Source organism: Bacillus australimaris (genome assembly GCF_001307105.1).
GTDB lineage: Bacteria > Bacillota > Bacilli > Bacillales > Bacillaceae > Bacillus > Bacillus australimaris.
Genome location: NZ_LGYN01000027.1, coordinates 15620 through 42029 on the forward strand (window position 1 = coordinate 15620; position 26410 = coordinate 42029).

The following is a 26410-nucleotide window of genomic DNA, read 5'->3' on the forward strand; positions in this document are numbered from 1 at the left end:
AAAGAATATGCAGACACTTGGAGGTTATATGTTTACGATCGAGAATTTAACCAAGACGTATAAAAATAACGTGACTGCTGTCAATGATTTTCATTTAAAAATCGACCCTCATCAAATCGTTGCTGTTGCTGGACCGAATGGTTCGGGTAAAACAACGATGATTAACTGTATACTCGGCATCATTAAGCATACAGAAGGAACGATTCATTTGCAGGACGTCACCAATGATGAACCATCCTTTAAAAAGCAAGTAGCCTATGTTCCAGATGATCTGCTGCTCCCTGAAGCATTGACTGGTGCTGAATATTTAGATTTTGTTTCTTCTATGTATGAATGTAAAACAATTCACAGAAGAAATCAACTAATTGAACTGTTTGATATGGACTCGGCTTTATCAAGACCGATCGAAACCTATTCACATGGTATGAAAAAAAAGACACAGCTGATTGCTGCCTTTATGCTTGATAGTCAATTGGTGATCATGGATGAGCCCTTTAGAGGACTTGATATTGAAGCGGTTATAAACACAAAAAAACTGATGAAGCGTTATGCCGAGCACCATGGTGCGATCTTGCTTTCAACGCATGATATGCTTTCAGCGGAAGAGCTGTGCCAAAAAATCGCCATTATTTCTAAGGGAAATAAAATGGATGAAGGAACGGTCTCAGCCTTAAAGGAGAAGTATCAATCAAGCACACTGGAACAGGTGTTTCTGAAAGCTTCAATGTTAAGTGATAGGGGTGCACATTTTGATGAAATCATTAATCATTTCTAAAATGATGCTTAAAATGTGGCAGCAGGAAATGTATAAGCTCTTTGATACTCAAACGAAGCGGATCATTGCGGTCTTATTCTTTTTGTTTGCCGTCACAATGGGGGCTATTATCGGATACAGCTTTACGGGTGTCTTTATGAAGGCTTTCTTAAATGGAGATGAACGGTCACTTGGATTACTCGTTGTGTCAATGGCGATCAATGCTTCTATTTTTACAAGCCTGTTATTCGTATTGATCAAAGTCAGAACGCCTGAACAAGACCGGTTTTCTATGCAGCTCAGCTGGTTTCCGCTCTCTACCTTTCAGAAAAGTCTTGGATACTTCATTCCAATGGTGACAGTGGTGGCAGGGCTTGTTTTATTTTTCATCAGCATCTTGCTTTTACCTAATTTTATTGCTCAAGGAATCGGTGTTTTCTTTATCTTCACTTTCTTTTTGATGGTGCTTTTGCAATCGCTTTTTGTTTTAATGCTGCTGCAGTTTATTTACAACATCACCTATTTACTCGTTCTGAAATTAAAATTGCCGTTGCAAAAATTTGCAGCGATATTTGTTTTATTGGCACTCGTTGTGGCGTATGGATTGACGCATTTTGATATTAGCCAAATTCAGCAATCATATCTACAGTTTGATTATCATTTGATGTATTTTACAGCACCATTTTTCTTAGCGGCACAAGGAATGTCTCCTGAAGGGGTGAATTATGCCATCTTGATTCTGTTCATCCTCTTATCGGCAGGCGGCGCATTTCTTTCTCTTGCTATGATGCCAATTATGGCAGAGAAAAAAGCGTTAACCTTTTTACACAAGCTGCCGTTCTCTTCTTCGAAGAAGTGGTCACTTATTGTAAAGGAAGTGAAGTCACAGGTACGGAATGAAGAAAACATTTTAAACTTTCTTATTCTTCTCATTGTGATCTTATTCGTCCGTTATCAATTTGGATTCCGCTTTGAAGAAGAAGCGTTTTTTGTTCTATGTGCTCTTGCTGGATTAACAGCCTTTAATTCGTTTGGCAATGATAAACGAATGCTGGGGATGTATAAAACATTTGGCCTAAGATCGTGGGAAGTGGCTTTGTATAAGTTTATCGGCCTTCTGCTCGTTGGTGTGCTGCAAATTGTCTTATTCATGCTGACAACACTGACGATTCCTGATCAGATTTGGGACGTGGTCATTGGTGCTGCTGTTTTATGCAATGCCACTGCGCTCTTTTATGTGGTAGGTATTTTACTTCCTCTTGATCGAAACAATCCCTACACAGGTATTTTTTCATTTGGGGCGCTGATTTTACTCATGATTCCGATTGTTTTTATTGGAAACTATGTCATAGGGGCGTCGAATCAAACGCTCCAGTGGCTGCTTATGGCTGCATTTGAGGGTCTGCTCATCTTTGCCATATACAAAGGTTTTTCATGGAGGTATTCACATGATTCAACTTCTTAACAGTAAGCTAAAGATTGAGCGGGTACCGGCACTAGCGCCGTATGTGACCTTACAAAAGAGGCATCTCTCTGATACGCAGTATGGGAGCACACTCCCGATTAATGAAAGTGCGTATCATATGTTAACGAAAGTGGATGGGAAAAGGTCAGAAGCGAGTATTGCGGCAGAGCTCGCCGATTTATTTCAGGTCGATGAGTCTGTGATTGCTCGAGACTTTTATCAGCTGATGATGGGATTGAATCAGCATCACTTGCTGTCGATTCATTATCAATCACCATACCGGATCGTCACAGCCTGCTACCAATTTTTCAAGCAGTATCAACTAAAAATGAAGGAACGATTCGATTGTACTGGGCATTCATTCCTTCATATATTGGGGACAGCTTTGCTTATGGTGACGCGTAAAATCATCTTTTTCTGGCTGCTTTTCATGGTCATGGCAGGAATCGCTTTTGTATTTATTCCTGACCCGTCGATTGCGGCTATTGCGATTTATTTTACAATTATTTATTTTGGATTGATTACCGGGACCGCCTTACATGAGGCAGCCCATGGATATGCGCATCGAAAATTTGCGGGACGAGATGGTCCTCAAGGCTTTTTTGCGAGTGATATGATGTCGGTGAAATTTGTGAGACCCGTACTAGATCCGTTTCAGAAAAAGCAGATATGGATTACGCTGCTTGGACCACTCGTTCCCGGTGTGATTGGGGCTGCAGGAATCATTGTGACCGTTTTATTTCTAAAAGAAAACCCGATTTCGACTGGTTTCTTCATTTTTTCAATCACATATTTTATTCAATTACTCTATCTTCTTCCGTTTATGGGGGATGGTAAGTCCATTATGAAGCAGCTATTGCTTGGGGGAATAGGAGGACAACGATCATGAATGTACAGGCGATGAAACAAGGTGCTATAGTTGGTGGCTTTCTAGGATTTTTAGGCTTTCCGATGCTGACAATCGGCGTACTATTCTATCATTTATTTCAGTCAAAAACGAATGATGCATTATTATTTAACAGTCTCGCTTTTGAAATGGAAGGCTCGTCTGCGTTTACTTTTCAGATCAAGCCAAACTTTTTTATTTATATGATCGTGATCTTTGCTGCGAGTTTTCTCATTGTGGCATTTCTATCAGCTATAAAACAGAAAAAAGCAAAAGGTTAGGAGAATTCTCCTAATCTTTTTTTTGTATAATAAACCAAATTTTAGTATAATGAGAAAAAACATCAAAGGGGATCACAATGTTGAAAAAATGGAGCATTCTTTTATTCACTGTTTTTCTATTAGCAGGGTGCGGTGAGAAGGCCGCAGAAACCACGACGACAGAGAAGAAGGTTTCTACAATAGAAACAGATCCTGTATCTAAGCAGCAAGTAACTATCGAACAAATGAAACTGACAAAAAAAGAAAAAACCTTGTTAGAGGCATCAACCACTAATGAAATGGTGGCTTTGACACTGAAAGGGTTAACGAAGAAGGACAAGAGTATTACGTTTATCGGGAGTCATTACAAAAATGGCCGATTAGTGAAAAAGGAAGCATCATCTTCTACCTTTACTTTACATCAGGATGGAGCCGACCAAACGATGAATGTGCTCTTTCAATTACATCATGAGAAAGATGTATATGAATCACAATTTAGTATTTGGTCAGACAAAAAGAATGATGGGTTGACGAAAGCGACATCAAGCTTTCCTTTCAAAGTAAATGACTATGTTTTTTCTGCACAATCTGAATCTGTCAAAGTTGCTTCAGGGGGAAAGGCACTGATTGCGTATACAGCAGCAATGGGGAAAGACGGGAATTCACCAACACTTGACGAAATTGAGAAGAATCCAAAGGAAGCATTGAAGAATAAGTCACATGCGTACTTATTTTATATTCAGTTAGATAAATAACTATCGTAATATATACGGAGAATATGAAGTTTTTTGACGAAAAATCTTCATATTCTCTTGACGAATTGTTAAGAAAGTTGTAACATAAGAAAAGTCAACGCGATGACGTTGCTTTTAAAAGATTGATGCGGGTGTAGTTTAGTGGTAAAACCTCAGCCTTCCAAGCTGATGTCGTGAGTTCGATTCTCATCACCCGCTCCAATACATAATTTTGTTAATAACGCAGTATTTCGTTTCATAGATAAACGAAGTGTTGCGTTTTTTATTATGTCAGTATAATGTGAAAAAGCACTGTCAGGCTACAGTGCTTTTTCAATGAGTTCGTATTTGCTTTCTCCGCCATGTATTTGTACAAACATCTTCGTCAAGGATTGAATAAGAGCTTCACTCTTTTCCCGGGAAATAGACGGCGGGAAAAGGATGAGTTGAACAATGTTCTTTGTGTCTTGAGAAATTTGTGCTTTACTTGCTTGAGAAAATAATCCATTCAGTCCTGCGTCGTCCTGCCATTCGATGTGACCAGCCTCATGTTTTGCCAGTGAAAGCGGCTCTTTGATACGATCGGCATCTAATGTCAGGATGGGTAAGAAATATTTTAATGAGAAAAATATCGACAAATCCTGTACGGAATTGGTCGAGTCAATAAATTGTTCCTTTTGGATATCAGAAAGAAGTGGAAGGAAAGGAACATCTTTTAAAAGATCCATCCATTCTTTGATGGCTGGTACGTCTTCTAATACTTTATCTTCGTATTCAAAAAATAAAGATTCTTGAAACAGACGTAAGCGGCCTTTTAACATTTGAGGTGATGTACCAACTTCAATATGCGAATATTCAATCTGTCCAACATGGATAGACGGGTTTTGAGGATGAGATATTTCCATATGTATCTTCACAGTGACTCACTCCAATCGGTCATGATACACTCGTATTATACTGAAAACAACAGAAGAAACAAAGAAAGGAGGTTTGCAAGGTGATTCATGTTGGAGAATTAAAAGAAGAGTTGATTCAATATGCGAAAGAAATTGGTGTCGATAAAATTCGATTTGCCAGCGCTGATACATTTGATTCATTAAAAGACCGTCTCATCTTACATGAATCGTTAGGGTATTTGTCAGGCTTTGAAGAGCCTGATATCGAAAAACGGACAAACCCTTCTTTGCTGCTTCCGAAGGCTAAATCAATTGTGGCGATAGCGCTCGCGTATCCTTCCAAAATGAAAGATGCTCCGCGAAGCACAAAGGATGCGAGAAGAGGAATCTTTTGCAGGGCTTCATGGGGAACGGATTATCATGTCGTGCTGAAAAAAAAGCTCGATATGCTCGAGGAATTTTTGCGAAGCAAACATGTCGATATACGGACAAAGTCAATGGTGGATACAGGAGAACTGTCTGATCGCGCTGTAGCAGAGCGTGCTGGCATTGGTTTTAGTGCAAAAAACTGTATGATTATCACACCAGAGTTTGGGTCTTATGTGTATTTGGCTGAAATGATTACAAATGTCCCGTTTGAACCGGATGAGAAAATTGAAGACCAGTGCGGAACATGCAATAAATGTGTGGATTCGTGTCCAACGGGTGCGCTAGTGAATCCGGGTCAGCTTAATTCACAGCGATGCATTTCGTTTTTAACTCAGACAAAAGGATTTTTACCTGATGAATTTCGTTCGAAAATTGGAAATCGATTGTATGGGTGCGATACGTGCCAAATCGTTTGTCCGATTAATAAAGGAAAAGACTTTCATTTGCATCCAGAAATGGAGCCGGACCCTGAAATTGCGAAGCCGCTGTTAAAGCCGCTTCTTACGATCAGTAATCGTGAATTTAAGGAAAAATACGGTCATGTTTCAGGATCATGGCGCGGGAAAAAGCCTATTCAGCGGAATGCGATTTTAGCACTTGCTCACTTTAAAGACGCATCTGCCTTACCGGTGTTGGTTGAGTTGATGCACAAGGATCCAAGACCGGTCATTCGGGGAACAGCCGCTTGGGCGATTGGCAAAATTGGCGACAATCAGCAGCTCCCAGAGCTGGAAAAAGCCCTTGAACGGGAAAGTGATGATGAAGCGAAACAAGAGATTGAAAAAGGGATTGAGCTCTTGCAGACACCTTTAAATACTAAATAACATCCCTATGAACATAGAATGAACCAAACAGAGTTTTTAAAAAAAGTTTGGTGGTGTCTGTGTGAAACAACTATTAGAGCAAGCGTTAGAAGACAGGCTGGCGTATTTAATCAATGGCCGTGCAATCAAACAGCCGCAGCTTATGTCTGATGTGGAAGCGGTAGAGCGGAAAAAAGAACTTTTTGCTAGAAGACAGGTTGAGATTGTAAAGGCGAAAGCAAAAGCAACACTTCTTGATTCAGCTATTCAGGATGATGGGGCTCAGCATGTGCAGTATCTTGCTCATCTCACTTATGTATGCAAGGATATAGACGATTCTTTTTATTTAGAGGAACAGGTGGAAAAAAGGGAAGCTTTTCTTTATCACAATATGCTTGTAAAAGATCGTATGACATTAGAAGAGCGGCAAAGGGAAAAGCATATGGATGAGCGCTTTCAGACCGAAGAACAATTTGGGAGAGCCTTTCATTATGACCGGCGGGCAGCCGTGCAGTATGCGGAGACGTATTGGAATAAACGGAATCCAGCCTATAAAAATTTTGAAGATAACTGTACAAATTTTATTTCACAATGTTTGAAAGCAGGGAACGCGCCAACAAGAGGGTATCCGAACCGAGGGTCTGGCTGGTGGGTGCGCCCGCATACGTGGAGCTATAGCTGGACGGTCGCTCATTCGATGAAAAATTATTTAGCGAATTCGAAAGCGGGTTTAAGAGCAAAGAAGCTTAAAGAAGCGAGAGAGCTCCAAATTGGTGATGTCATTTGCTACGATTTTGAGGGTGATGGAAGGTATAATCATACAACCATTGTCGTCGATCATGACAAAGGCGGCATGCCTCTTGTGAATGCACAGACGTATGACTGCCGCATGCGTTATTGGTCATATGAGGATTCGACTGCCTATACACCTGCGATTCGTTATACGTTTTTTCACATTTTGGACGATGCCGCGAAGGATAGTTAGTGGTATAATGTTGAGCGGAAAAGAAAATTAGAGGTGAACTTTTTTGGGACTTCATGTCGTTTTATATCAACCAGAGATTCCAGCTAATACTGGAAATATTGCGCGTACATGTGCAGCAACAAATACAACCCTTCATCTGATTCGTCCGCTTGGTTTTTCGACAGATGACAAAATGCTGAAGCGTGCAGGGCTCGATTATTGGAAATTTGCCAATGTGGTCTATCATGATTCGCTCGATGAATTGTTTGAGGCTCATCCGAAGGGGCAATTCTTCTATATCACAAAATTTGGTCAACAGCCGCATACGACATTTGATTACTCTCAAGTGGATGAAGACTATTTCTTCGTCTTTGGTAGAGAAACAAGTGGATTGCCAAAAGATTTGATTGAACAAAATATGGACCGCTGTCTTCGTTTACCGATGACAGAACATGTTCGCTCCTTGAATCTGTCGAATACGGCAGCCATTCTTGTATATGAGGCACTTCGCCAGCAGCAATATCGAGACCTCATATAAGATCTTGTTAAAAGCCGAGATATCGATCTCGGCTTTTTTATTTGAGGTAAGAAATATTTTTGACATGAAAGTACTGTTCGAATGAGGGAATACAGTAATATTCAAGTGTTGAAGACAACGAACTAAATGAAAAAGGATGTTCCGCTAATGGAACATCCTTTTTTTCATTTACCAGGCTTGCCTTCGTAGCCAGCTGTGAAAATGGATACTAAAAACGTAATGATGACGCCCATCATAATGACCGTTCTCATATAAGCTCCCCCTTATCCCTTTGTTCCGATCGCTGCCTGTTTCATATGGTGTGAAGTTCGCCTTGAAAAGCAGGAGAAGAAGATCATTTTTCTCCTATTTTTCCTTTATTATGAAGGGTCTTGCGGATGGTTGTCAATTCAGTTTGCCAATTCGTCATTTTGAAGAACGAAAGCATGTAATAGGACGCCTCCGCATAGATTGTAAAACAGTATCTGATTTCTAGCTTCAATCTTGAAAGAGGAGGTTCATATGGATATTTTAAAGAAAATTGAACAGCACAGAGAAGAAGAGCAGCGTCTCAAATGGGAAGGCACATTTAGCGATTATTTAGATATTATTAAGGAAAATCCACTTGTCGCTCAATCTGCTCATTCTCGCGTTTATCATATGATTAAAGACAGCGGGATTGAAGAGGAGAATGGGGTCAGAACCTACAAATTTTTTGATCAGGAGCTTTTTGGATTAGAGGAATCACTCGAAAGATTAGTAGAGGAATACTTTCACCCTGCTGCAAAGCGGCTAGATGTCAGGAAGCGTATTTTATTATTGATGGGACCCGTAAGCGGCGGGAAATCTACGCTTGTCACTAGGCTGAAAAGAGGACTTGAAGAATATTCACTGACAGATCATGGCGCGGTGTATGCGATCAAAGGCTGCCCCATGCATGAGGACCCGCTTCATCTCATTCCGCAAAATCTGCGGGAGGATTTCTATAGAGAATATGGCATTCGTGTGCAGGGGAATTTGTCGCCTCTGAATATGATGAGACTGGAAGAGGAATATGGCGGCAGAATTGAAGATGTAAGAATCGAGCGGATCTTTTTCTCAGAGGATAAACGGACCGGCATTGGTACCTTTAGTCCGTCTGATCCGAAATCTCAGGATATTGCGGATTTAACAGGCAGTATCGATTTTTCAACCATTGCTGAATTTGGATCGGAGTCAGATCCCCGTGCCTACCGCTTTGATGGAGAGCTCAATAAAGCAAATCGAGGGATGATGGAGTTTCAGGAGATGTTAAAGTGTGATGAGAAATTTTTATGGCACCTTCTGTCATTAACGCAGGAAGGGAATTTTAAGGCAGGTCGTTTCGCTTTAATTAGTGCAGATGAATTGATCGTCGCTCATACGAACGAAACTGAGTACCGGTCGTTTATTTCAAATAAAAAGAACGAGGCTTTACATTCAAGAATTATTGTGATGCCAATATCTTATAACTTAAAGGTGACTGAGGAAGAACGCATTTATCATAAGATGATTTCAGAAAGTGATGTCGCAGATGTGCATATTGCCCCGCATACGCTGAAGGTAGCTGCGATGTTCTCGATTTTGACGAGACTTAAAGAGCCGAAGCGTTCTGATATTGATTTGGTGAAAAAAATGCGTCTGTATGACGGAGAAAGTGTCGAAGGTTTCCAATCGGTTGACATTGATGAGATGAAAAAGGAATTTCATGATGAAGGGATGAGCGGGATTGATCCGCGGTATGTGATCAACCGAATTTCCTCGACTATCATTCGCAAGAATATGGAATCGATCAATGCACTGGATGTTCTTCGCTCCTTAAAAGAAGGGCTTGACCAGCATCCGTCTATTTCTAGCGAGGACCGGGAGCGTTATTTGAATTTCATTTCTGTCGCACGAAAAGAATACGACGATATTGCGAAGAAGGAAGTTCAAAAGGCATTCGTGTATTCCTATGAGGAGTCTGCGAAAACACTGATGGATAATTACTTAGATAATGTCGAGGCTTACTGCAATAAAAACAAGCTGCGTGATCCGTTAACGGGTGAAGAAATGAATCCGGATGAAAAGCTCATGCGTTCTATTGAAGAGCAGATCGGTATTTCTGAAAACGCCAAAAAAGCTTTCAGAGAAGAAATTCTCATTCGTATTTCAGCTTATGCGAGAAAGGGCAAACGCTTCGATTATAATTCTCACGAGAGATTGCGGGAGGCCATTCAGAAGAAGCTGTTTGCTGATCTAAAAGATGTGGTGAAAATTACGACATCGACGAAGACACCAGATGAACAGCAGCTGAAAAAGGTCAATGAAGTAGTGGCGAGGTTAATTGATGAGCATGGTTATAATTCAACAAGTGCAAATGAACTTTTAAAATATGTAGGCAGTCTTCTGAATCGTTAATAAATGAAGGAGGCATTATTGGTGTATTAGCACCGGTAATGTCTTTTTTAGAAATGCTCGTCAACTTGGGTGACGAGCAGCATAGGATAAAGAAATTGATGGTTTGCAAACAGGTGAGGAGGGGGATGAATGTCCCGGCAAGAAAAAAGTCAGTTTATTGTGTCTCAGGAAGACTGGTCCCTCCATCGAAAAGGCTATGACGACCAGCAGCGTCATCAGAAAAAAGTCAAAGAGGCGATTAAAAACAATTTGCCGGATCTTGTCACAGAAGAAAGCATTATCATGTCTAACGGAAAAGATGTTGTCAAAATTCCGATCCGTTCGTTAGATGAATATAAAATTCGGTATAATTACGACAAAAATAAGCATGTGGGTCAAGGGGATGGAGACAGCGAGGTTGGCGATGTTGTTGCGCGCGATGGCTCAGACAGTAAGCAAGGGCAAGGAAAGGGGCAGGGCGCTGGAGATCAAGCTGGTGAAGATTATTACGAAGCAGAAGTCTCATTAATGGATCTCGAGGAAGCGCTGTTTCGTGAGCTGGAGCTGCCAAACCTCAAACAAAAGGAGCTTGACGACATCATTGTCGAACAAATTGAGTTTAACGATATTCGTAAAACAGGGTTAACAGGCAATATTCACAAAAAACGAACGATGCTGTCGGCATTTAAACGAAATGCGATGACAGGCAGTCCTTCCTTTTATCCAATCTATCCAGAGGATATTAAGTATAAAACGTGGAATGAAGTGACCAAACCAGAGTCGAAGGCTGTCGTTTTGGCCATGATGGATACGAGCGGAAGTATGGGACTTTGGGAAAAATATATGGCGAGAAGCTTTTTCTTTTGGATGACACGTTTCTTACGGACAAAGTATGAGACGGTCGATATTGAATTTATTGCCCACCATACAGAGGCGAAGGTTGTAGACGAAGAACATTTCTTCTCGCGGGGTGAGAGTGGAGGAACCATTTGCTCGTCTGTCTATCGAAAGGCACTAGAGCTCATAGACGAACGATATCCGCCGTCGCGATATAACATTTATCCTTTTCATTTTTCTGATGGTGACAATTTAACTTCAGACAATGCCCGGTGCGTGAAACTTGTGACTGAGATCATGAAAAAAGCCAATTTATTCTGCTATGGTGAAGTGAATCAATACAACCGGCATTCTACGTTAATGTCAGCATATAAGCATATTCAGGATGAGAAATTTAAGCATTATATTTTGAAGCAAAAATCAGACGTTTTTCTCGCACTAAAAAAATTTTTTCAGCAGGAAGAAGTTCATTCATAAAGAGCACATTTGAAAAAACCTTTCAGCATAAGGGCTGAAAGGTTTTTTTTGTGGAGAAGGAAGCGATCACCAGAAAAAAAGTAAAACTTTCTCTTTGACATTTCAATTTTCATTTATTAATATTTAATCTTGTTAAATATAAGTTTTTCAAAAAAGATGCCGATCGTCTTTTCTTCTTTTTCTGCTCCTTGCTCATAAGTGAACAATAACTATAAATGGGCTGCACACCATGTTTTGGGCGGGAGTAGATGAAGGGATAAGGACAGATTGTTGAGCTTGTTTCATATTCTGTCAGATGATGGGCATTCTAAGTTTGCTAAAGCAGATGACACTAAATTTTTATACATGAAAGGAGAAACAAAACATGAACAGAGGGCGTTTATTGCTAACGAACATTATTGGCCTAATTGTGATTCTTGCCATTATTGCCGGAGGTGCTTATTACTATTACGAAAGCACAAACTTTGTTAAAACAGACGAGGCAAAAGTGACAGGTGACATGTATCAAATCACAGCACCAGCAGCTGGACAAATCAAAGGCTGGGATATCAACGAAGGTGACGAAGTGGAAAAAGACAGCACAGTTGCAAAAGTTGAAGGACAAACAAAAACAAACATTAAAGCAGTGGCTGATGGCACATTAGTCAAAAAAGAAATCCAAAACAACCAACAAGTGCAGCCTGGTACAGTTCTTGGTGAAACAATTGATTTAAGCAAGCTTTATATCACAGCAAATATTAAAGAAACAGATATTAAAGACATTGAAAAAGGCGATAAAGTCGACATCGTTGTAGATGGAGATCCTGATACAACATTTGAAGGTACAGTTGAACAAATTGGTTATGCGACAAACTCAACATTCAATATGCTTCCAGCAACAAATTCTAGTGGTAACTATACAAAAGTAACGCAAAAAGTAGCAGTAAAAATTTCAATTAAAAATCCATCAGACAAAGTACTTCCTGGTATGAATGCTTCTGTCAAAATCTCATCTTAATGATGATTGTTATTAAAAAATGAAAGGAGGTTGTCTGAGATGGCAAATCAACCTGCAGCGACAAAACAGGGAGCAGGCTCCTTGTCTTTACTGATCATTTTAATGGCCGGTTTGTTCGTGGCGATTTTAAACCAAACGCTTTTGAACGTAGCTATGCCCCATTTAATGACTGAATTTAATGTGAGCGCAACGACGATTCAGTGGCTGACAACAGGCTACATGCTTGTCAACGGTGTACTGATTCCGTTGTCTGCGTTTTTAATCACACGTTTTGGACAGCGCAGCTTATTCCTAGTGGCTATGATTTCGTTTACACTAGGAACATTTATTTGCGGTATTGCGCCAAACTTTTCAACGATGCTTATTGGCCGTTTGATTCAGGCTGTCGGCGGTGGTATCTTACAGCCGCTCGTCATGACAACAATCCTTTTTATTTTCCCTCCGGAAAACAGAGGGAAAGGAATGGGGATTTTTGGTCTTGCGATGATGTTTGCTCCTGCAGTAGGACCAACATTATCTGGTTACATTATTGAGCATTACTCTTGGCGTATTATGTTTTATGGACTTGTACCAATCGGTGCGATTGTCATTATTGCGGCTTTCTTTATGTTTAGAAATATTGTAGAGCCGAAAAAAATCAAGCTGGACAGTCTTGGTGCGATTCTTTCAATCGTTGGTTTTGCTTCTCTTCTATACGGAGTGAGTGAAGCAGGAAGCGATGGTTGGACAGATCCGATCGTCTTATCTACGATTATTATTGGTGCGATTGCGATCATTCTCTTTATTTTCCAACAGTTGAAAGTTGATAATCCGATGCTTGATTTCCGAGTGTTTAAATACAGTATTTTCTCATTATCAAGTGTTATTAACATCATTATTACGGTTGCTTTATATACGGGAATGTTCTTACTTCCGATTTATCTGCAAAACCTCGTTGGGTTTACTGCATTGCAATCTGGGCTATTAATGCTTCCAGGGGCACTTGCGATGCTGATTATGTCCCCGATTTCAGGGATCTTGTTTGATAAATTTGGACCTCGTCCGCTTGCCATTGTGGGTATGCTCATTACCGTTGTCACCACATATGAGTTTACAAAGCTGACCATCGATACTTCTTATAGTCACATTGTACTCATGTATGCAGTACGTGCATTTGGTATGTCACTCCTTATGATGCCGGTAATGACCGCAGGGATGAACCAATTACCACAGCACTTAAACAGCCATGGTACAGCGATGTCTAATACATTAAGACAAATCAGCGGTTCCATCGGTACGAGTTTGATCACAACGATTTATACGAATCGGACGACTTTCCATTATTCCAATATGGCGGATCAAACAAATACAGCGGACCCGTTCTTTATGAATTCATTCCAGGCGGCTGTGTCAAATGTGATGCATCATATGGGCATGACAGCTGCAGCTGCTCAAAAATATGTATCCACCCAGCTCTTTACGAAAGCACAGATTGATTCAAACGTGATGGGCATCAATGATGCTTACATGTGGGTGACATTATTCTGTGCGGCTGGTGTCATTCTCAGCTTGTTCCTGCGAGATGTACGTAAGGATAAAAAGCGAAAAGAGCAGCAAGATAAGAAACAAGAAATAACACTGCTTCCAGCACCTAAGGAAGCAAACCAAGATGCTAGATAAGTGTGGAGGGACCGTACATGAAAATTTATGTCGTATACGATAGTGAAGGTGACCATACAAAAGCACTTGCAGAAGCGATTGCAAGAGGCGCAGGTGAAACAGAGCAAGCTGAAGTATTCATTGATCACGTGAAAGATGCGGACATTCGGAAACTCGATCAAATGGATGCGATCATTTGGGGCTGTCCTGGTCACTTTGGTACCATTAGTTCTGGGTTAAAGACATGGATTGACCGCCTTGGCTACTTATGGGCAGAAGGAAAACTGATCGATAAAGTCGGAGCTGTTTTCTGTACAACTGCTACAACACACGGCGGTTTAGAAATGACGATGCACAATTTGATTACACCGATGTTCCATCAAGGGATGCTTGTTGTTGGCCTTCCTGGAAATGTTCCAGAGAATGCTTTATACGGCTCTTACTATGGAGCTGGCGTCACATGTCCCATTGATTCTGATGAATTAATTTCTACAGAAGGCATTGAACTCGGGAAAGCATTAGGAAGACGTGTAGCATCAGTCACTGCATCATTTAAGCGATAAGGAGAGGGTTCTTTTGGCGACGATTATTGTAGCGTTAGTAGCTGCTGTTCTAGTCATTATTGGATTAGTAGCGTTCAATGTCAGACACGCATCGGCCGATAAGGAAGAGATTAAAGAAGATGTCTCCAATCAGCCTGACGTGCCGCACAGCGAGCCAGAAGCTGCGGCGAGACCTGTAGAGCCTGAAGTTGAAGAAAAAGCGTCAGAGCCTTCTCAAACGGATGATGCTGCGTCTGGCGACGATTTCTATAGACAGGCGCTTCAAAAGTTTAAGCAGCCAGAACCACCTGTCAAAGAGAAAGAACCAGAAACAAAAATGAATGATGATATGTATCGTTCTGCTTTGCAGAAGCTAAAGCAGAAGGACAAATAAAAAAAGAGAACCTCTCATCAGGTTCTCTTTTTTTATGACACAAAAAACCGCCGGCAGAAGCCGAGCGGTTTTCCTTCACTCTATAAAGTGCTAAAAGAGCAGATGCTCTTAAATTACGCTTTGTTAACGTTAGCAGCTTGTGGTCCACGGTTACCTTCAACGATTTCGAAAGAAACTGATTGACCTTCTTCTAAAGTTTTGAAGCCTTCGCCTTGGATAGCAGAGAAGTGAACGAATACATCGTCTTGACCTTCTACTTCGATGAATCCGAAACCTTTTTCAGAGTTGAACCATTTTACTTTACCTTCTAACATGAAATTTCCTCCTAAAGCGATCATAACGCTTAAATTCACTATTCTTGCTCTTACACAAACTTCAAAGACGAAAACTCTTTCAAAACTTTCTTCTTAAAGATGATACGAACAAAAATAATTACCTTTACTTTACCAGTGTTTGCGGGAAAAAACAACTGTTATCCGAAAACTTTTTTAAAAATAATTAGCGCTAACAAATTGAGGAAATAGCCTATGTCAAATGGTCTCTTTTTCTTTCTGAAAAGCTCACTTGATTTCGTCCTGACTCCTTTGCTTTATAGAGCTCTTGGTCAGCTATAATTGGTAGTTGCTTGATGTCTGCACTTGTTCCGTGGGAATAAGCACACCCAAGTGATACCGTAATGTGAATGGACTTGCCGTTTTGTAAATACATCGGCTGATCTGCAATTTTTTTTCGTAAACGTTCTGCAATCTGCCAAGTTTTTTCAATTGTACAATTTGGTAGAAGGACAGCGAATTCCTCACCGCCAATCCGCCCAATATAATCAGAGCTTCTTGTGTTTTTGATCAGCCTGTTTCCGATTTCTTTTAAAACGATATCTCCCTCATGATGCCCATATTGATCATTGATGGTTTTGAAGTAATCGATGTCTAGGTAAATAAGGGACATTTGATGGATAGGTTGCTTCAATTTCATAGTAAAAGCATCACTTAATACTTCATCGAACTTCCGTTTGTTTAAAACACCTGTTAAAAAGTCATAATGAGCTTGGAATTTATACAGGTTTAAAAGCTGATATGCTTTTGTTTGATGCTCAATGACATAAAAGTTAAACAATCCAGCAATATATGAGAAAATCCAATAACTAAAATGCAGTTGAAATGATGTCTCATGCACGACCATGATAAACAGGCTTGTGGCCATCACATTACCAATCGTAATGGATAACAGCATTTTCACAACATGATTCATATGACGCTCTGCAATCAAAAATGAAGAGGCTGCGATAAACATCATGGAAAAAATATTGACGGAAGAAGCGACGTTAGCTTCAATTAATAATCGGCCAATAATGACTACAAAGGCTGCAATCATTGTTTGAGCAATGCCTCCATAAAAGGCCGTTAAAATAAGGGGAATATGTCTTAAATCGATGATAGCTGGTCCTGTTTTAATAGAGAAGAACATTAAGAGGACACCGAGTAATCCAGAAAGCATGCCTTTGCATAGTTGTCTGAGCAAGGTATCTTCTTTCTTCAGAAAATTCTCTTTAAACACAAGCATAAATAAATAATGGAAAGTGACAAGAATTGTTAAATTAATAAAGAGGTCTTTTAGCAAAATAGAATCACCTTTTTAAAATTACTAAAATTTGTTGCAAAAGAAAAGAGGGAAAAGGATAATTAATAAAAAATTTTAATGATGAAGGATTGAAGAAAATGCGAGGAAAACGCTTCCCAGATAAAACGGACTGGCTTTCTTTTTTTGAAAAAATGCCACATGGCGGCTTTGAAAAAGACATGCCGGTTGAATATCAAGATTTGACGTTTCGATTCGAGAATCAGGAGGAGCGATTTGTTGTCAGCATGTCGCTCGCTATGCAGGAGTTTACATTAAAGGTTGTACGAAAGAAGACCGAAGCTGTTTTAGGAATATATGATTTTAAAACAGTGCAGCATGTAGAGATAAAAAAAGATCGAAAGGGAGAAAAAGAGCTGCTGCTCATAATAGATCATCATGACCGGTTCATTACAACGATCGAAATCACTTTTTTACCATCCTTTTGTCTGATGGTCAAAGAACATTTTTCAGGAGAATAAACAGGAGCCTCTTTTTATGAAGGGCTCCTGTTTTATTATTTGTGCTCGATTTCATTGATGACTTGCTGGATTGATTCATCATCCATCACATTCATCACACTTTCATCAATGTGAAGAGATTGTGCATAAGACTCTCTTGGCTGCTGGGCTCTAGATGATGATTGGTGCTGGTTCGTTTGATTTGGCTGAACCGCTGTGAATGCTTGCTTGATCATTTGCCCAACTTCAGCTGATCCTTTTGATTCTTTGTGTAAGTGTGACTCATGGCGAGACGAGTCTTGGTGCTGGTGGCTGCTGCCTTTCATCATTGAAGACATATTCATTTGCGTCATACTTTTTAGCCTTCTTCTTAATACCGGGGAGAATAATGCAATGATGGCTGTTGATGCTGCGATCATTGCGCCAGTGCTCATGCCTTTTCTTTTTTTAAACAAACGAATCCCTCCATTTGATCGTGATGATACTTCATCATGTTTAGGATGACCAAACAAAGTTGAATTATGAACTCTTTTTGCGGAAAGAAGGGATGTGTGCATAAAAAGCCATCTGGATGAAAAACCTATGAGCAAAAGGAGGGAATAATAATGAATAAGAAATGGATGCTATCTTTACTGCTCGTTCCAACATTAATCACCACAGGGTGTGGAATGAACAACCAAGGCGAAGAACGTAGAGGAACAATGAAACGACAGTATGAAAATGTCACATATAAGAATGACCACATGAGACAGGATCAACCAGATGTTCAAACACCTCGGAAGGTCAAAGTGGCAGATAAGGCGTCAGAGCTTGTAGCCAACATGCCTGAAGTGAAAACAGCGAACGTGCTTGTCACAGGAAAAAATGCATTTGTTGCTGTTGTGCTTGAAGGCAATAAAAGCGGTGATGTGACCGATGATCTGAAAAAGAAAATTTCAGACAAAGTGAAATCAACGGATCAACAAATCGACAACGTGTATGTATCTGCTAATCCAGACTTTGTCGATCGTATGCAAGGGTACGGAAAACGTATTAGAAGCGGAGAGCCCATTTCAGGATTTTTCGATGAATTTACTGAAACGGTTAGACGTGTATTCCCTGAATCAAAATAGCTGCGACAAAAGCCGTATGTCATATGCGGCTTTTTTGTTTGGAACCGCACCTCGCGCACCTGACTGCATAAAGTAAAAAATATATCACCTCTTGTTGATCTTTGTTTCTTCAGAGAAAGAGGTTACAGGATGAATTCAGGTGGGGAGCAAATGAAAGCCAAGCCGTCATTGATTCATAAAAAGCTTGTAGGCGGAATGATTGCAGCAGGTCTGATTTTTTATGCTTTCACCGCGTACTTGATTTATGTTGCGTTTCAGCTGACAGGACAATATTTAGAGCAGCAGTCTTCTCCTAAAACCGTTTTAACGGAGGGACTCAATAAGCAAGTCTATGAACATATTAGAATTTACTATGCAGAGGAAGAGGAACCTTTTGTTGATCTGACAATTGAGGCCGTGAAACAGGCAGAAAAAAGGACAACGTCAGTGTTTCAGTTTGAAACTGACAAACCTTTAGACATTATTTATTTTGATGATAAAAAGACGATCGAACAATTTGCTGGAATCAAGCATATTACGGGTTTCTACTCTGATCATGATCAAATGATTGGGTTATATCCAGATAAACGGGAAGCTTTATTGCAGAAAGAGACACTGCCTTTATACTTTTTCAACACATTATTCATTCATGAGTATACTCATTTTATTTTCTATGAAAAAGTTCATTCATACGAGGTGTCTCCGGTCATCTTTCCTCTTTGGTTCCATGAAGGCACAGCAGAATGGACGGCCTATGACGTATTAAATGCGACGTCTGAACGGTTCGACGTCGTCCCGTTTCAATCACTTCATTCTGATCAAGACTGGCAGGAATCTCGGATGACGTATGAGACAGATGTTTATTTGCAAAGCTATTATATGATCTATGAGCTGGTGCAGCTTTACGGACGAGACATCATCCATGAGATCATGGAGGAAACAGCGAAAACGGGTCAATTTGCTAGTGGCTTTGAGCAGGCGACGGGGGAGCAGCTCTCAGATTTTGAAGAACAGTTTAACAGGGTGTATCAAAGAAAAAACGGCTGACCAGAGAAGGAGGTCAGCCGTTTTTTTAATGAAGAGGCTTTTGTTGATCGGACTTGCTTGGCGGCATTTGAACTTGCCCTTGAAGCGGTGCGAAAGCTGACGTCATGGCTGTCATATCTTGTTTGGAAAGCTGAGGAACTTGATAGTAGCTATGTTTGTTTTGATACAAGAAAATTTCATACGCCATTTCAATAAAGTTCGGAATTTGCGCAGCAAGTACACGTCTGACAACAGGATTTGTAACTTCTAATGCGGACATAGAAAGTAACCCAGCGTGTGATTTGACTAGGCTGAGCATATGTCCTGTGATGCCTAAGTCTTTTACATCCTGTAGTGACTGGTTCGGCTTTTTAGGCTGAGAAGGTTTGATTCCGTATGTCACTTGTGTGTGTTCTTTCATCATATAAGTAGCTGTTTCTTCACTAGGCTTTTGTCCAGTAGAAAAACAATCTACAGTGACATTGTACTGAGACAAAACGAATTGATATTGTCGATCCAGGATGTCGGATAATGCAGGGTCTTGAATAAATTGCCGCAAAATCATATATTGATCCAAAATATTAATCGTGCCGGCTAAAATTTCATGTAAATCGAATAACTCATGCCCGCCATGGTTGAGCTCAGGCTGCGGAGCGCTTCCTTGAAACAATGGTTGCTGATCGTTTTGCATTGAAGAGTCCTCCTTCTATTTATACAATCTGTTTTAATGTGAGGATATTTTCCTTTTTTTATGCAAAAAACATTATTTACAATTAGAGGGTTTTCTTCCTTTTTGTCGAAAAAAAGTATCAGACGAATGAACATGGGGGTACCAGATGCAGGACAAAATCATTAATCGTTTGATAGAAGACGAACATGTGCAGGCACCAGTGATTGGCATCGGTGTTTCGCCGTTTGAACAGCATCATCTTGAGGCTTTTTTTCAATCGTTTCCACATGATTTAAATGCCTCTTTTATTGTTGTGCAAAATCATGTGACAGGCGATTGTATAACAGATTTTGAAGCACTTGTTTTACCGATTGGCTACCGGGCAAAAACGATTAAACATGGTGAGAAAGTCATGAAGAAGACGATCTATTTTTGTCCGCAGCATGCGTTTGTGACGTTAACAGAAGATTATCGGCTACATGTCTCAGAGCCGCTACCACCAAACAAGGCATGCTCTGTCAACTCGCTTTTTCAGTCGCTTGCCAGCGTTCAAAAGGAAGAGGCGTTTGCGATCTTTTTTCAAAAAGGTCATTGTGTGGGGAGTGGCTTGCTTCAGTTGGTTGAGCAAGGTGGTACCGCCTTATCGTGCAGCGAGATAGAGAGTGGTTTTGACAGCATGTATCATCACACATTCAAAGATCCATCCACCCTTGCGGCGTATATCGCCAATCTCATCAATATCCCGCATATTGATGAGACAGATCCAGTTTTACTAAGAATCATTGAACGTCTTGAAATGTATAAAGGTATTGCCTTTTCAGCCTATGAAAAGAAAAGGATGCTATCTGTCATTCAAAAACGAATGCGAAGTGCAAAGCAACCAATGTCATTATTATCAGAGTACGATCGTTTATTAGAAAGAGAACCAGATGAGCTTGATCGTCTGCACGTCCATCTTCTAAGCGGCACGACTTCATTTTTTAGAGATATGGAGGCATTTCGTGTATGTGAACATAAGATCATACCGTCAATTATTGAACATTCAATGGAAAACGGGAAATCTCGATGCCGTGTTTGGATTGCGGGATGCTCCACTGGAGAAGAAGCCTATTCTTTTACGATTTTATTTTTAGAAGAAATGAAGCGAAGAGATGTGTCCATTGAACTTCAAGTCTTTGCGACAGATATCAACCGAAAAGCCATTCAAATAGCTAGTAAAGGTCTTTACTCGAGAGAGTCTATGGCAAGCATGCCGGAAAAATGGCGTGCGCGATATTTCGACAAAAAAGGTGACGCTTTTATTGTGAAGCAGTCGCTTAGAAAACATATTGTTTTTGCTCCTCACAATTTATTGATAGATTCACCTTTTATCCACCTCGATTTTATCAGTTGCCGAAATGTTCTGATGTACTTTCAGCCAGAAGTACAAAAACGAGTATTATCCCGATTCCAATATGCTTTAAAAGATCAAGGAATGTTGATATTAGGGCCTAATGAAACGATTCCCAATATCCCTCGTTTGTTTCAATTGTTCAATGAAAAGTGGAACATTTACACCCATTCCAGTGTTCCTAAAAACAATGTCCATTGGGCACGAGACACTCGTGATGCAGAGTTAAAAGAGCGAGCCGCACAATATATGCAAGAAGTGAGCGAGGGTTATGACGCATGCATGGTGATCAATGATTGTGACAAGATCCTGGCGATATCAAATGGGGCCTATTCTTTCTTAGATCATACAGAAGTGTCAGATCAGTCATGTGAATATGTGACACCTGATTATATGAAAGAGATGTTGAGTCAAACCTTTCAAAAGGTGTGGACAGACGAGACAGAGGTTGTGTTTCAGCATGTCCTCATTTCGGAAAAAGGCAAAAAGCAGTATGCGGATTTTACCGTAAAGAGTTTTGATCGCCGTTTTAAAGGAGTATACGTCATTCTCATTCGAATGAATGAGAGAGGAAAAAATCAAAAGAACGGCAGGGGCAAAGGGATGTCAGATCAGAATTCAGTCTATCAGCAGCGTATTGTCGATTTAGAAAATGAACTCAATGAAGTCAAACAAAAGGAGCAGGAGGCAAGGGCGCAATTAAAAGCGAAAAACACACAAATAGCGGAGCTTGAGAAAAAACACGAACATTTTATTAATATCATAAACAACTTAAAGGTGACAAGAGAAGAACTGTACAGACCTTCAGTCAAGCCAGAGCTTGCGACGTTGTTTGTGGATCGGGATATGAACATTCGTTATTACACTCCCGCAGCCTCTACTTTATTTACTTCAGCTCAAATAAGGCACCAGCAATCCTTCCAGTTGATGGCTAAGAAGCTTACAGAGGAAACGCTCTATCATGATATACAAGCCGTCATTTCAGACAGACGTGTCATCGAACGAGAAATTGAAACGAATGAAGGAGAGCAATTCACCGTCCATATCACACCTATCTTTGATCAGGATCAAGAGGGAGCGGTGATGACATGGGTTAAAATGACGGAAATGATGAAAATCAAACAGTCGCTCCATCTGGCGGTCACAGCACTGGATAACAGCCATATTCACATTGTGGTTGCAACTGAGGAAGGGACCATCCAATGTGTGAATCAGCGTTTTTGCCAGTTTGTACAGCAGCATGAGTATGACCTGATCGGCAAAGATATTTTTTCTGTCTATCATTCGTTATGTCAATGCGATGATTTAGCGGAGCAATGGGACGTTTGTTTACGAGAAGGCAGCTGGACAGGTGAGATGTACTTTCAGGATGTATCAGGCCGTGAACGATGGGAGAGAGTCTCTTTACATCGAATTGATGATCCTGACAAAATGCAATCGACCGTGATGCGTATTTCAGAGGATATTACCAATCAAAAGCAGTCAGAGAAGATGCTGATGAAGTCAGAAATGCTGTCCGCAGTTGGTCAGCTTGCAGCCGGCATCGCTCATGAGATAAGAAACCCGCTGACGTCGTTAAAGGGATTTTTACAGCTGATGATTCAAAGCAAGAAATATCAGAAGGATTATGCAGATGTGATGATGTCTGAGTTTAATCGGCTTGAGGCCATTATTAACGAATTCCTCGTGCTTTCTAGAAGCAAATCAGTGAAATTTGAGCCGGTGCATGTCAATCTGCTGCTCGAAGAGGTCATCATGGTTGTTGAATCACAGGCGGTTTTAAAAGGTGTGTCCATTCAGAAGAATTTGTCTCCGTCTCTGCCAAACATTCAAGGTATACCGAATGAATTGAAACAAGTCTTCTTAAACATCCTTAAAAATGGAATTGAAGCGATGGATGGTGTGACAGGTGTTATTCATGTCACATCAGTATTGGAACATGACCAAATAATGCTGATCTTTGAAGATCAAGGAAAGGGCATACCAGAAGACGAAATAGGAAAACTGGGTGAGCCTTTTTATACAACGAAAGAAAAAGGAACAGGACTTGGATTAATGATGACGATTAAAATCATTGAAAGCCACGGCGGCAGTATTCGTTTTGAAAGCAAAAGCTTTGAGGGAACACGAGTGATTATTACGTTTCCAGTGAGTTGAAAGAGATAAGTTTTACAAGAAATCCATCCACCGTCAATATTTACTTAGTACACTATGAGAGATGAAGCTCGGAAGGAGAGAAGTCTAATGAAACGTGTTCGGTCCATTCGCATGATGTGTTGTTTAGTTTTGGTGATCTTTAGTCTGCAATCCTTACTGCCTGGCATGATCTCAGCTGATCAAATCAGTGCGTCTGAAAAGAAGGAAATGGTATGGAAACAAAAGAAGCCAATGAACATCAAGAAAGCCCGTCAGTTGATCGGAGAGACGGTGACGGTGAGTGGAATTGTGACAGCAGATCAAGCTGCTATAGGCAATGGGAAACTGTCAACTTACATTCAAGACAAATCTGCTGGAATCAATATTTATTCAGCACAGCCGGACAACTTTCCAGAACTAAAAGCAGGTATGAAGGTGACAGTAACGGGGAAGATCACGACTTATAAAGGACTGATCGAAATTGTGCCGAATCAAGACGCCCTGAAGGTAGATGCTGTCAATCAAACCTTGCCAAAGCCAAAGCGAGTTTCCGTGAAACAACTAGAAACGGATCAGGCACGTAAACATGAAGGCAAACTTGTGAAGGTCAAAGGCTATGTTGAATCAAAACCAGAGCAGCCGGCTGGCGGTGGATACAATGTAGTGATCATTGATAAAAAGTATCATAGTACCATTCTTAGAGTGATGGTGGATACAAGTGCCATTGATGAAGTAAAGGCAGGGAAATGGTATGAGTTCACAGGGCTGTTAAGCAGGTATGATACGCTGCAGTTGCTTCCAAGACATAAGGATGATGTCAATCTGTTGAAACACCAGCCAAAGCCGCCAAAAATCAAGAAAGAATACAAGGCAACAGTAGACCGGGTGGTGGATGGAGATACGATTCATTTAAAGAAGCCTGTGCTTGGTACAACAAAGGTGCGCTTTGTCAATATGGACACGCCGGAAACGTACCATCAGCCAAAAAATGAATTAGATCAAAACCAGCTGCGTTTTGGACAGCAGGCGGCAGACTATTTGAAAACACTTCTTTCAAGCGGCGATACAGTCACATTAAAGATTGGTCCTGAAGCGAAGGATGGCTACGGACGTCTTTTAGCTCAAGTCAGAACCAAAAAAGGGATCAATACGAATTTAGAGCTTGTGAAAAAAGGATATGCCCCTACGTACTTCATATGGCCAGTTGGAGATGAAAAAGACTATCAAACGTTCCAAAAAGCTGTCAAAGAAGCGAAAGAAAAAGGGCTGGGCATTTGGAATGAAGCGGACCCCTTGCTGGAACAGCCGTTTGAATTTAGAGCACGTGAGCAGAAAAAAGGACTGACACGCTATGTTGGTGATTCATCTGCAAAAACCTACGTATCGCCTGACAGCTGGAAAGAAATCGCTGTGGATAAACGTATCTTTTTTGCTTCCAAAGAAGAAGCAGAAAAGGCTGGTTATCAGCCTGCAGAGGACGCGGGCGATGTCCCATTAACGATTTTAAGTATGAATGATTTACACGGTAAAATTGATCAAGAATACGAGCTGGATCTAAAAGGTGATGGCAATAAAGGGACATACGGACGGATGGATTACGTCGCGGCTTATATGAAACAAAAACAAGCGGCATACAAAAATACAATCACGGTTCATGCCGGAGATATGATTGGCGGGAGCTCTCCAATCTCTTCTCTTCTACAGGATGAACCAACGGTAGAACTCATGGAGAACATTGGCTTTGATGTTGGTACGGTCGGCAACCATGAATTTGATGAAGGGGTGGACGAGCTATTACGTATCATAAATGGCGGAGAACATCCTAAAGGCACAAAGGGATATGACGGACAGAACTTTCCGCTCGTTTGTGCAAACTGTGAATACAAAGATACAGGCAAACCGCTTTTACCTGCTTATGAAATCATGGATGTAGAAGGAATCCCAGTTGCATTTATCGGTGTTGTGACTAAATCAGCCGCAGGAATGGTGATGCCAGAAGGGATTAAAGACATTCAGTTTACAGATGAAGTCAAAGCCGTAAATGAAGCCACGAAGGAATTAAAACAAAAAGGGGTCAAGGCCATCGCAGTATTAGCTCATATGACTGCCTCCCAAAATGGAGATACCATCACAGGAGAGAGTGCGAAGCTTGCCAAAGAAGGCGACGATGAAATTGATGTCATCTTTGCAGGGCATAATCATGAAGTGGTAAACGGAGAGGTCAATGGAAAATTAATTGTTCAAGCCTTTGAATATGGGAAAGCCATTGGTGAAGTCAATGTTACACTTGACCGCAAAACGAAGGATATAGTCAAAAAGAGTGCAAATATCCAGTATGTAGACCAATCTGGTATTGAAAAAGACAAGGAAGCAGCCGGCATTTTGGCTCATTATGGGAAAGAAGTTGAGCCGATTATTAGTGAGGTTGTTGGAGAAGCTGGTGTCAAAATGGAAGGCGGCTATTCAAATGATGGAGACACGCCGCTTGGCAACCTGATTGCCGATGGGATGAGATATTCAATGAAAAGTGACTTTGCTATGATGAATGGGGGCGGCATTAGGCAAAATCTCGAAAAAGGGCCGATAACGTGGGGAGATCTGTTTAATATTCAGCCATTCGGCAACGTTTTAGTCAAACTAGAGATTAAAGGAAAAGACTTAGTTGAAATCATTGAAGCGCAAATTTCACCTCAATTTGGACCAGATTATAGTATTTCGGGCTTTTCATATTCCTATGATCCGGTAACATATAAAGTAGTCGACCTGAAGCTGCCGGATGGTTCAGCCGTTGCTTTCGATCAATCGTATACACTCACCGTGAATAACTTCATGGCAACTGCAACTGGTAGTAAATATGCGCCGATAGGCAGGCTTGGGAAAAATCCTGAAACAGGCCCCGAAGATTTAGAAGCCACGGTCGATTTTGTGAAAAGCTTTGGGGGAGCTTCCATTGTGTATCAAAAAGAGGGACGAATTCAACAAGCAAAACAAGAAGAAAAAGCAGCAAGCTGAAATCGTATCATCTAAGAGAA

At 40.7% G+C, this 26410-nt stretch carries 24 protein-coding genes and 1 tRNA gene; 20 read left to right on the plus strand and 5 right to left on the minus strand.

Translation table 11 applies throughout. The annotated features are described in order from the left end of the window. Positions 1–28: 28 nt before the first annotated feature. From AKG37_RS14230 to AKG37_RS14255, 6 genes are all read left to right on the plus strand, one after another. Positions 29–775 carry an ABC transporter ATP-binding protein gene (locus AKG37_RS14230; protein ID WP_060699402.1) on the plus strand — a complete coding sequence of 249 codons (747 nt, stop codon included), beginning with the start codon at positions 29–31 and terminating at the stop codon, positions 773–775. Beyond that, positions 753–2219 carry a hypothetical protein gene (locus AKG37_RS14235; RefSeq protein WP_060699403.1) on the plus strand — a complete coding sequence of 489 codons (1467 nt, stop codon included), beginning with the start codon at positions 753–755 and terminating at the stop codon, positions 2217–2219. The genes AKG37_RS14230 and AKG37_RS14235 overlap by 23 nt, the downstream gene beginning before the upstream one ends. Next, entirely contained in the window at positions 2203–3108 is a 906-nt protein-coding gene (locus tag AKG37_RS14240) for a PqqD family protein (RefSeq protein WP_060699404.1), read from the plus strand. The genes AKG37_RS14235 and AKG37_RS14240 overlap by 17 nt, the downstream gene beginning before the upstream one ends. Next, the gene (locus AKG37_RS14245; RefSeq protein ID WP_060699405.1) at positions 3105–3386 is read left to right on the plus strand and encodes a hypothetical protein; all 282 of its coding nucleotides are present in this window, start codon (positions 3105–3107) and stop codon (positions 3384–3386) included. Before AKG37_RS14240 ends, AKG37_RS14245 begins: the two co-directional genes overlap by 4 nt. A gap of 77 nt (positions 3387–3463) precedes the next feature. After that, on the plus strand, positions 3464–4120 hold the full coding sequence (locus tag AKG37_RS14250; RefSeq protein ID WP_060699406.1) for a putative periplasmic lipoprotein: 657 nt from the start codon (positions 3464–3466) through the stop codon (positions 4118–4120). Between the two features lie 127 nt (positions 4121–4247). Beyond that, positions 4248–4321 (plus strand) — tRNA-Gly (locus AKG37_RS14255). Positions 4322–4419: 98 nt separating this feature from the next. On the opposite strand, the gene AKG37_RS14260 is transcribed toward AKG37_RS14255, so the two are convergent. Continuing rightward, positions 4420–5016 (minus strand): hypothetical protein, encoded by a 597-nt coding sequence (locus AKG37_RS14260; RefSeq protein ID WP_239686119.1) that lies wholly within the window; start codon positions 5014–5016, stop codon positions 4420–4422. An 83-nt stretch (positions 5017–5099) separates the two neighbouring features. Between AKG37_RS14260 and queG the strand changes: the two genes are divergently transcribed. The 9 genes from queG to AKG37_RS14305 all read left to right on the plus strand — a co-directional run bounded on the left by queG (position 5100) and on the right by AKG37_RS14305 (position 14990). Then, positions 5100–6248: a tRNA epoxyqueuosine(34) reductase QueG gene (gene queG, locus AKG37_RS14265; protein ID WP_060699667.1), complete on the plus strand. Its 1149-nt coding sequence runs from the start codon at positions 5100–5102 to the stop codon at positions 6246–6248. 61 nt (positions 6249–6309) lie between these two features. Beyond that, positions 6310–7212, plus strand: a complete 903-nt coding sequence (locus AKG37_RS14270) for an amidase domain-containing protein (RefSeq protein WP_060699407.1) — start codon at positions 6310–6312, stop codon at positions 7210–7212. A 43-nt stretch (positions 7213–7255) separates the two neighbouring features. Beyond that, entirely contained in the window at positions 7256–7729 is a 474-nt protein-coding gene (trmL, locus tag AKG37_RS14275) for a tRNA (uridine(34)/cytosine(34)/5-carboxymethylaminomethyluridine(34)-2'-O)-methyltransferase TrmL (RefSeq protein ID WP_060699408.1), read from the plus strand. A 501-nt stretch (positions 7730–8230) separates the two neighbouring features. Beyond that, positions 8231–10126, plus strand: a complete 1896-nt coding sequence (locus AKG37_RS14280) for a PrkA family serine protein kinase (protein ID WP_060699409.1) — start codon at positions 8231–8233, stop codon at positions 10124–10126. A 129-nt stretch (positions 10127–10255) separates the two neighbouring features. Beyond that, complete coding sequence (gene yhbH / locus AKG37_RS14285) at positions 10256–11419, plus strand: sporulation protein YhbH (protein WP_060699410.1); 1164 nt, start codon at positions 10256–10258, stop codon at positions 11417–11419. A gap of 364 nt (positions 11420–11783) precedes the next feature. Beyond that, positions 11784–12416, plus strand: a complete 633-nt coding sequence (locus tag AKG37_RS14290; RefSeq protein ID WP_060699411.1) for a biotin/lipoyl-containing protein — start codon at positions 11784–11786, stop codon at positions 12414–12416. Between the two features lie 39 nt (positions 12417–12455). Next, positions 12456–14075, plus strand: coding sequence for a DHA2 family efflux MFS transporter permease subunit (locus AKG37_RS14295; protein WP_060699412.1), 1620 nt, complete (start codon positions 12456–12458; stop codon positions 14073–14075). A gap of 17 nt (positions 14076–14092) precedes the next feature. Continuing rightward, positions 14093–14617: an NAD(P)H-dependent oxidoreductase gene (locus AKG37_RS14300; protein ID WP_060699413.1), complete on the plus strand. Its 525-nt coding sequence runs from the start codon at positions 14093–14095 to the stop codon at positions 14615–14617. A gap of 13 nt (positions 14618–14630) precedes the next feature. Next, positions 14631–14990 carry a hypothetical protein gene (locus AKG37_RS14305; protein ID WP_060699414.1) on the plus strand — a complete coding sequence of 120 codons (360 nt, stop codon included), beginning with the start codon at positions 14631–14633 and terminating at the stop codon, positions 14988–14990. A 113-nt stretch (positions 14991–15103) separates the two neighbouring features. Here the strand turns inward: AKG37_RS14305 and cspB are convergent, their stop codons facing one another. Together cspB and AKG37_RS14315 are read right to left on the minus strand one after the other, a co-directional pair. Continuing rightward, positions 15104–15304 (minus strand): cold shock-like protein CspB, encoded by a 201-nt coding sequence (cspB, locus tag AKG37_RS14310; protein ID WP_008349061.1) that lies wholly within the window; start codon positions 15302–15304, stop codon positions 15104–15106. Between the two features lie 211 nt (positions 15305–15515). Then, the gene (locus tag AKG37_RS14315) at positions 15516–16607 is read right to left on the minus strand and encodes a GGDEF domain-containing protein (RefSeq protein WP_060699415.1); all 1092 of its coding nucleotides are present in this window, start codon (positions 16605–16607) and stop codon (positions 15516–15518) included. Positions 16608–16705: 98 nt separating this feature from the next. Between AKG37_RS14315 and AKG37_RS14320 the strand changes: the two genes are divergently transcribed. Beyond that, the gene (locus AKG37_RS14320) at positions 16706–17086 is read left to right on the plus strand and encodes a hypothetical protein (RefSeq protein WP_060699416.1); all 381 of its coding nucleotides are present in this window, start codon (positions 16706–16708) and stop codon (positions 17084–17086) included. A 35-nt stretch (positions 17087–17121) separates the two neighbouring features. Here the strand turns inward: AKG37_RS14320 and AKG37_RS14325 are convergent, their stop codons facing one another. Next, positions 17122–17520 (minus strand): hypothetical protein, encoded by a 399-nt coding sequence (locus AKG37_RS14325; RefSeq protein WP_060699417.1) that lies wholly within the window; start codon positions 17518–17520, stop codon positions 17122–17124. Positions 17521–17670: 150 nt separating this feature from the next. Here AKG37_RS14325 and AKG37_RS14330 point away from each other — a divergent pair, with 150 nt between their 5' ends. Next, positions 17671–18177 carry a YhcN/YlaJ family sporulation lipoprotein gene (locus tag AKG37_RS14330; RefSeq protein WP_060699418.1) on the plus strand — a complete coding sequence of 169 codons (507 nt, stop codon included), beginning with the start codon at positions 17671–17673 and terminating at the stop codon, positions 18175–18177. 150 nt (positions 18178–18327) lie between these two features. Next, positions 18328–19203: a hypothetical protein gene (locus AKG37_RS14335; protein ID WP_060699668.1), complete on the plus strand. Its 876-nt coding sequence runs from the start codon at positions 18328–18330 to the stop codon at positions 19201–19203. Positions 19204–19228: 25 nt separating this feature from the next. On the opposite strand, the gene AKG37_RS14340 is transcribed toward AKG37_RS14335, so the two are convergent. Further along, positions 19229–19873 (minus strand): spore coat protein, encoded by a 645-nt coding sequence (locus tag AKG37_RS14340; protein ID WP_060699419.1) that lies wholly within the window; start codon positions 19871–19873, stop codon positions 19229–19231. A 145-nt stretch (positions 19874–20018) separates the two neighbouring features. Here AKG37_RS14340 and AKG37_RS14345 point away from each other — a divergent pair, with 145 nt between their 5' ends. Continuing rightward, positions 20019–23399 (plus strand): CheR family methyltransferase, encoded by a 3381-nt coding sequence (locus AKG37_RS14345; RefSeq protein WP_060699420.1) that lies wholly within the window; start codon positions 20019–20021, stop codon positions 23397–23399. An 87-nt stretch (positions 23400–23486) separates the two neighbouring features. Continuing rightward, positions 23487–26390, plus strand: a complete 2904-nt coding sequence (locus AKG37_RS14350; protein ID WP_060699421.1) for a 5'-nucleotidase C-terminal domain-containing protein — start codon at positions 23487–23489, stop codon at positions 26388–26390. Positions 26391–26410 lie beyond the last annotated feature (20 nt).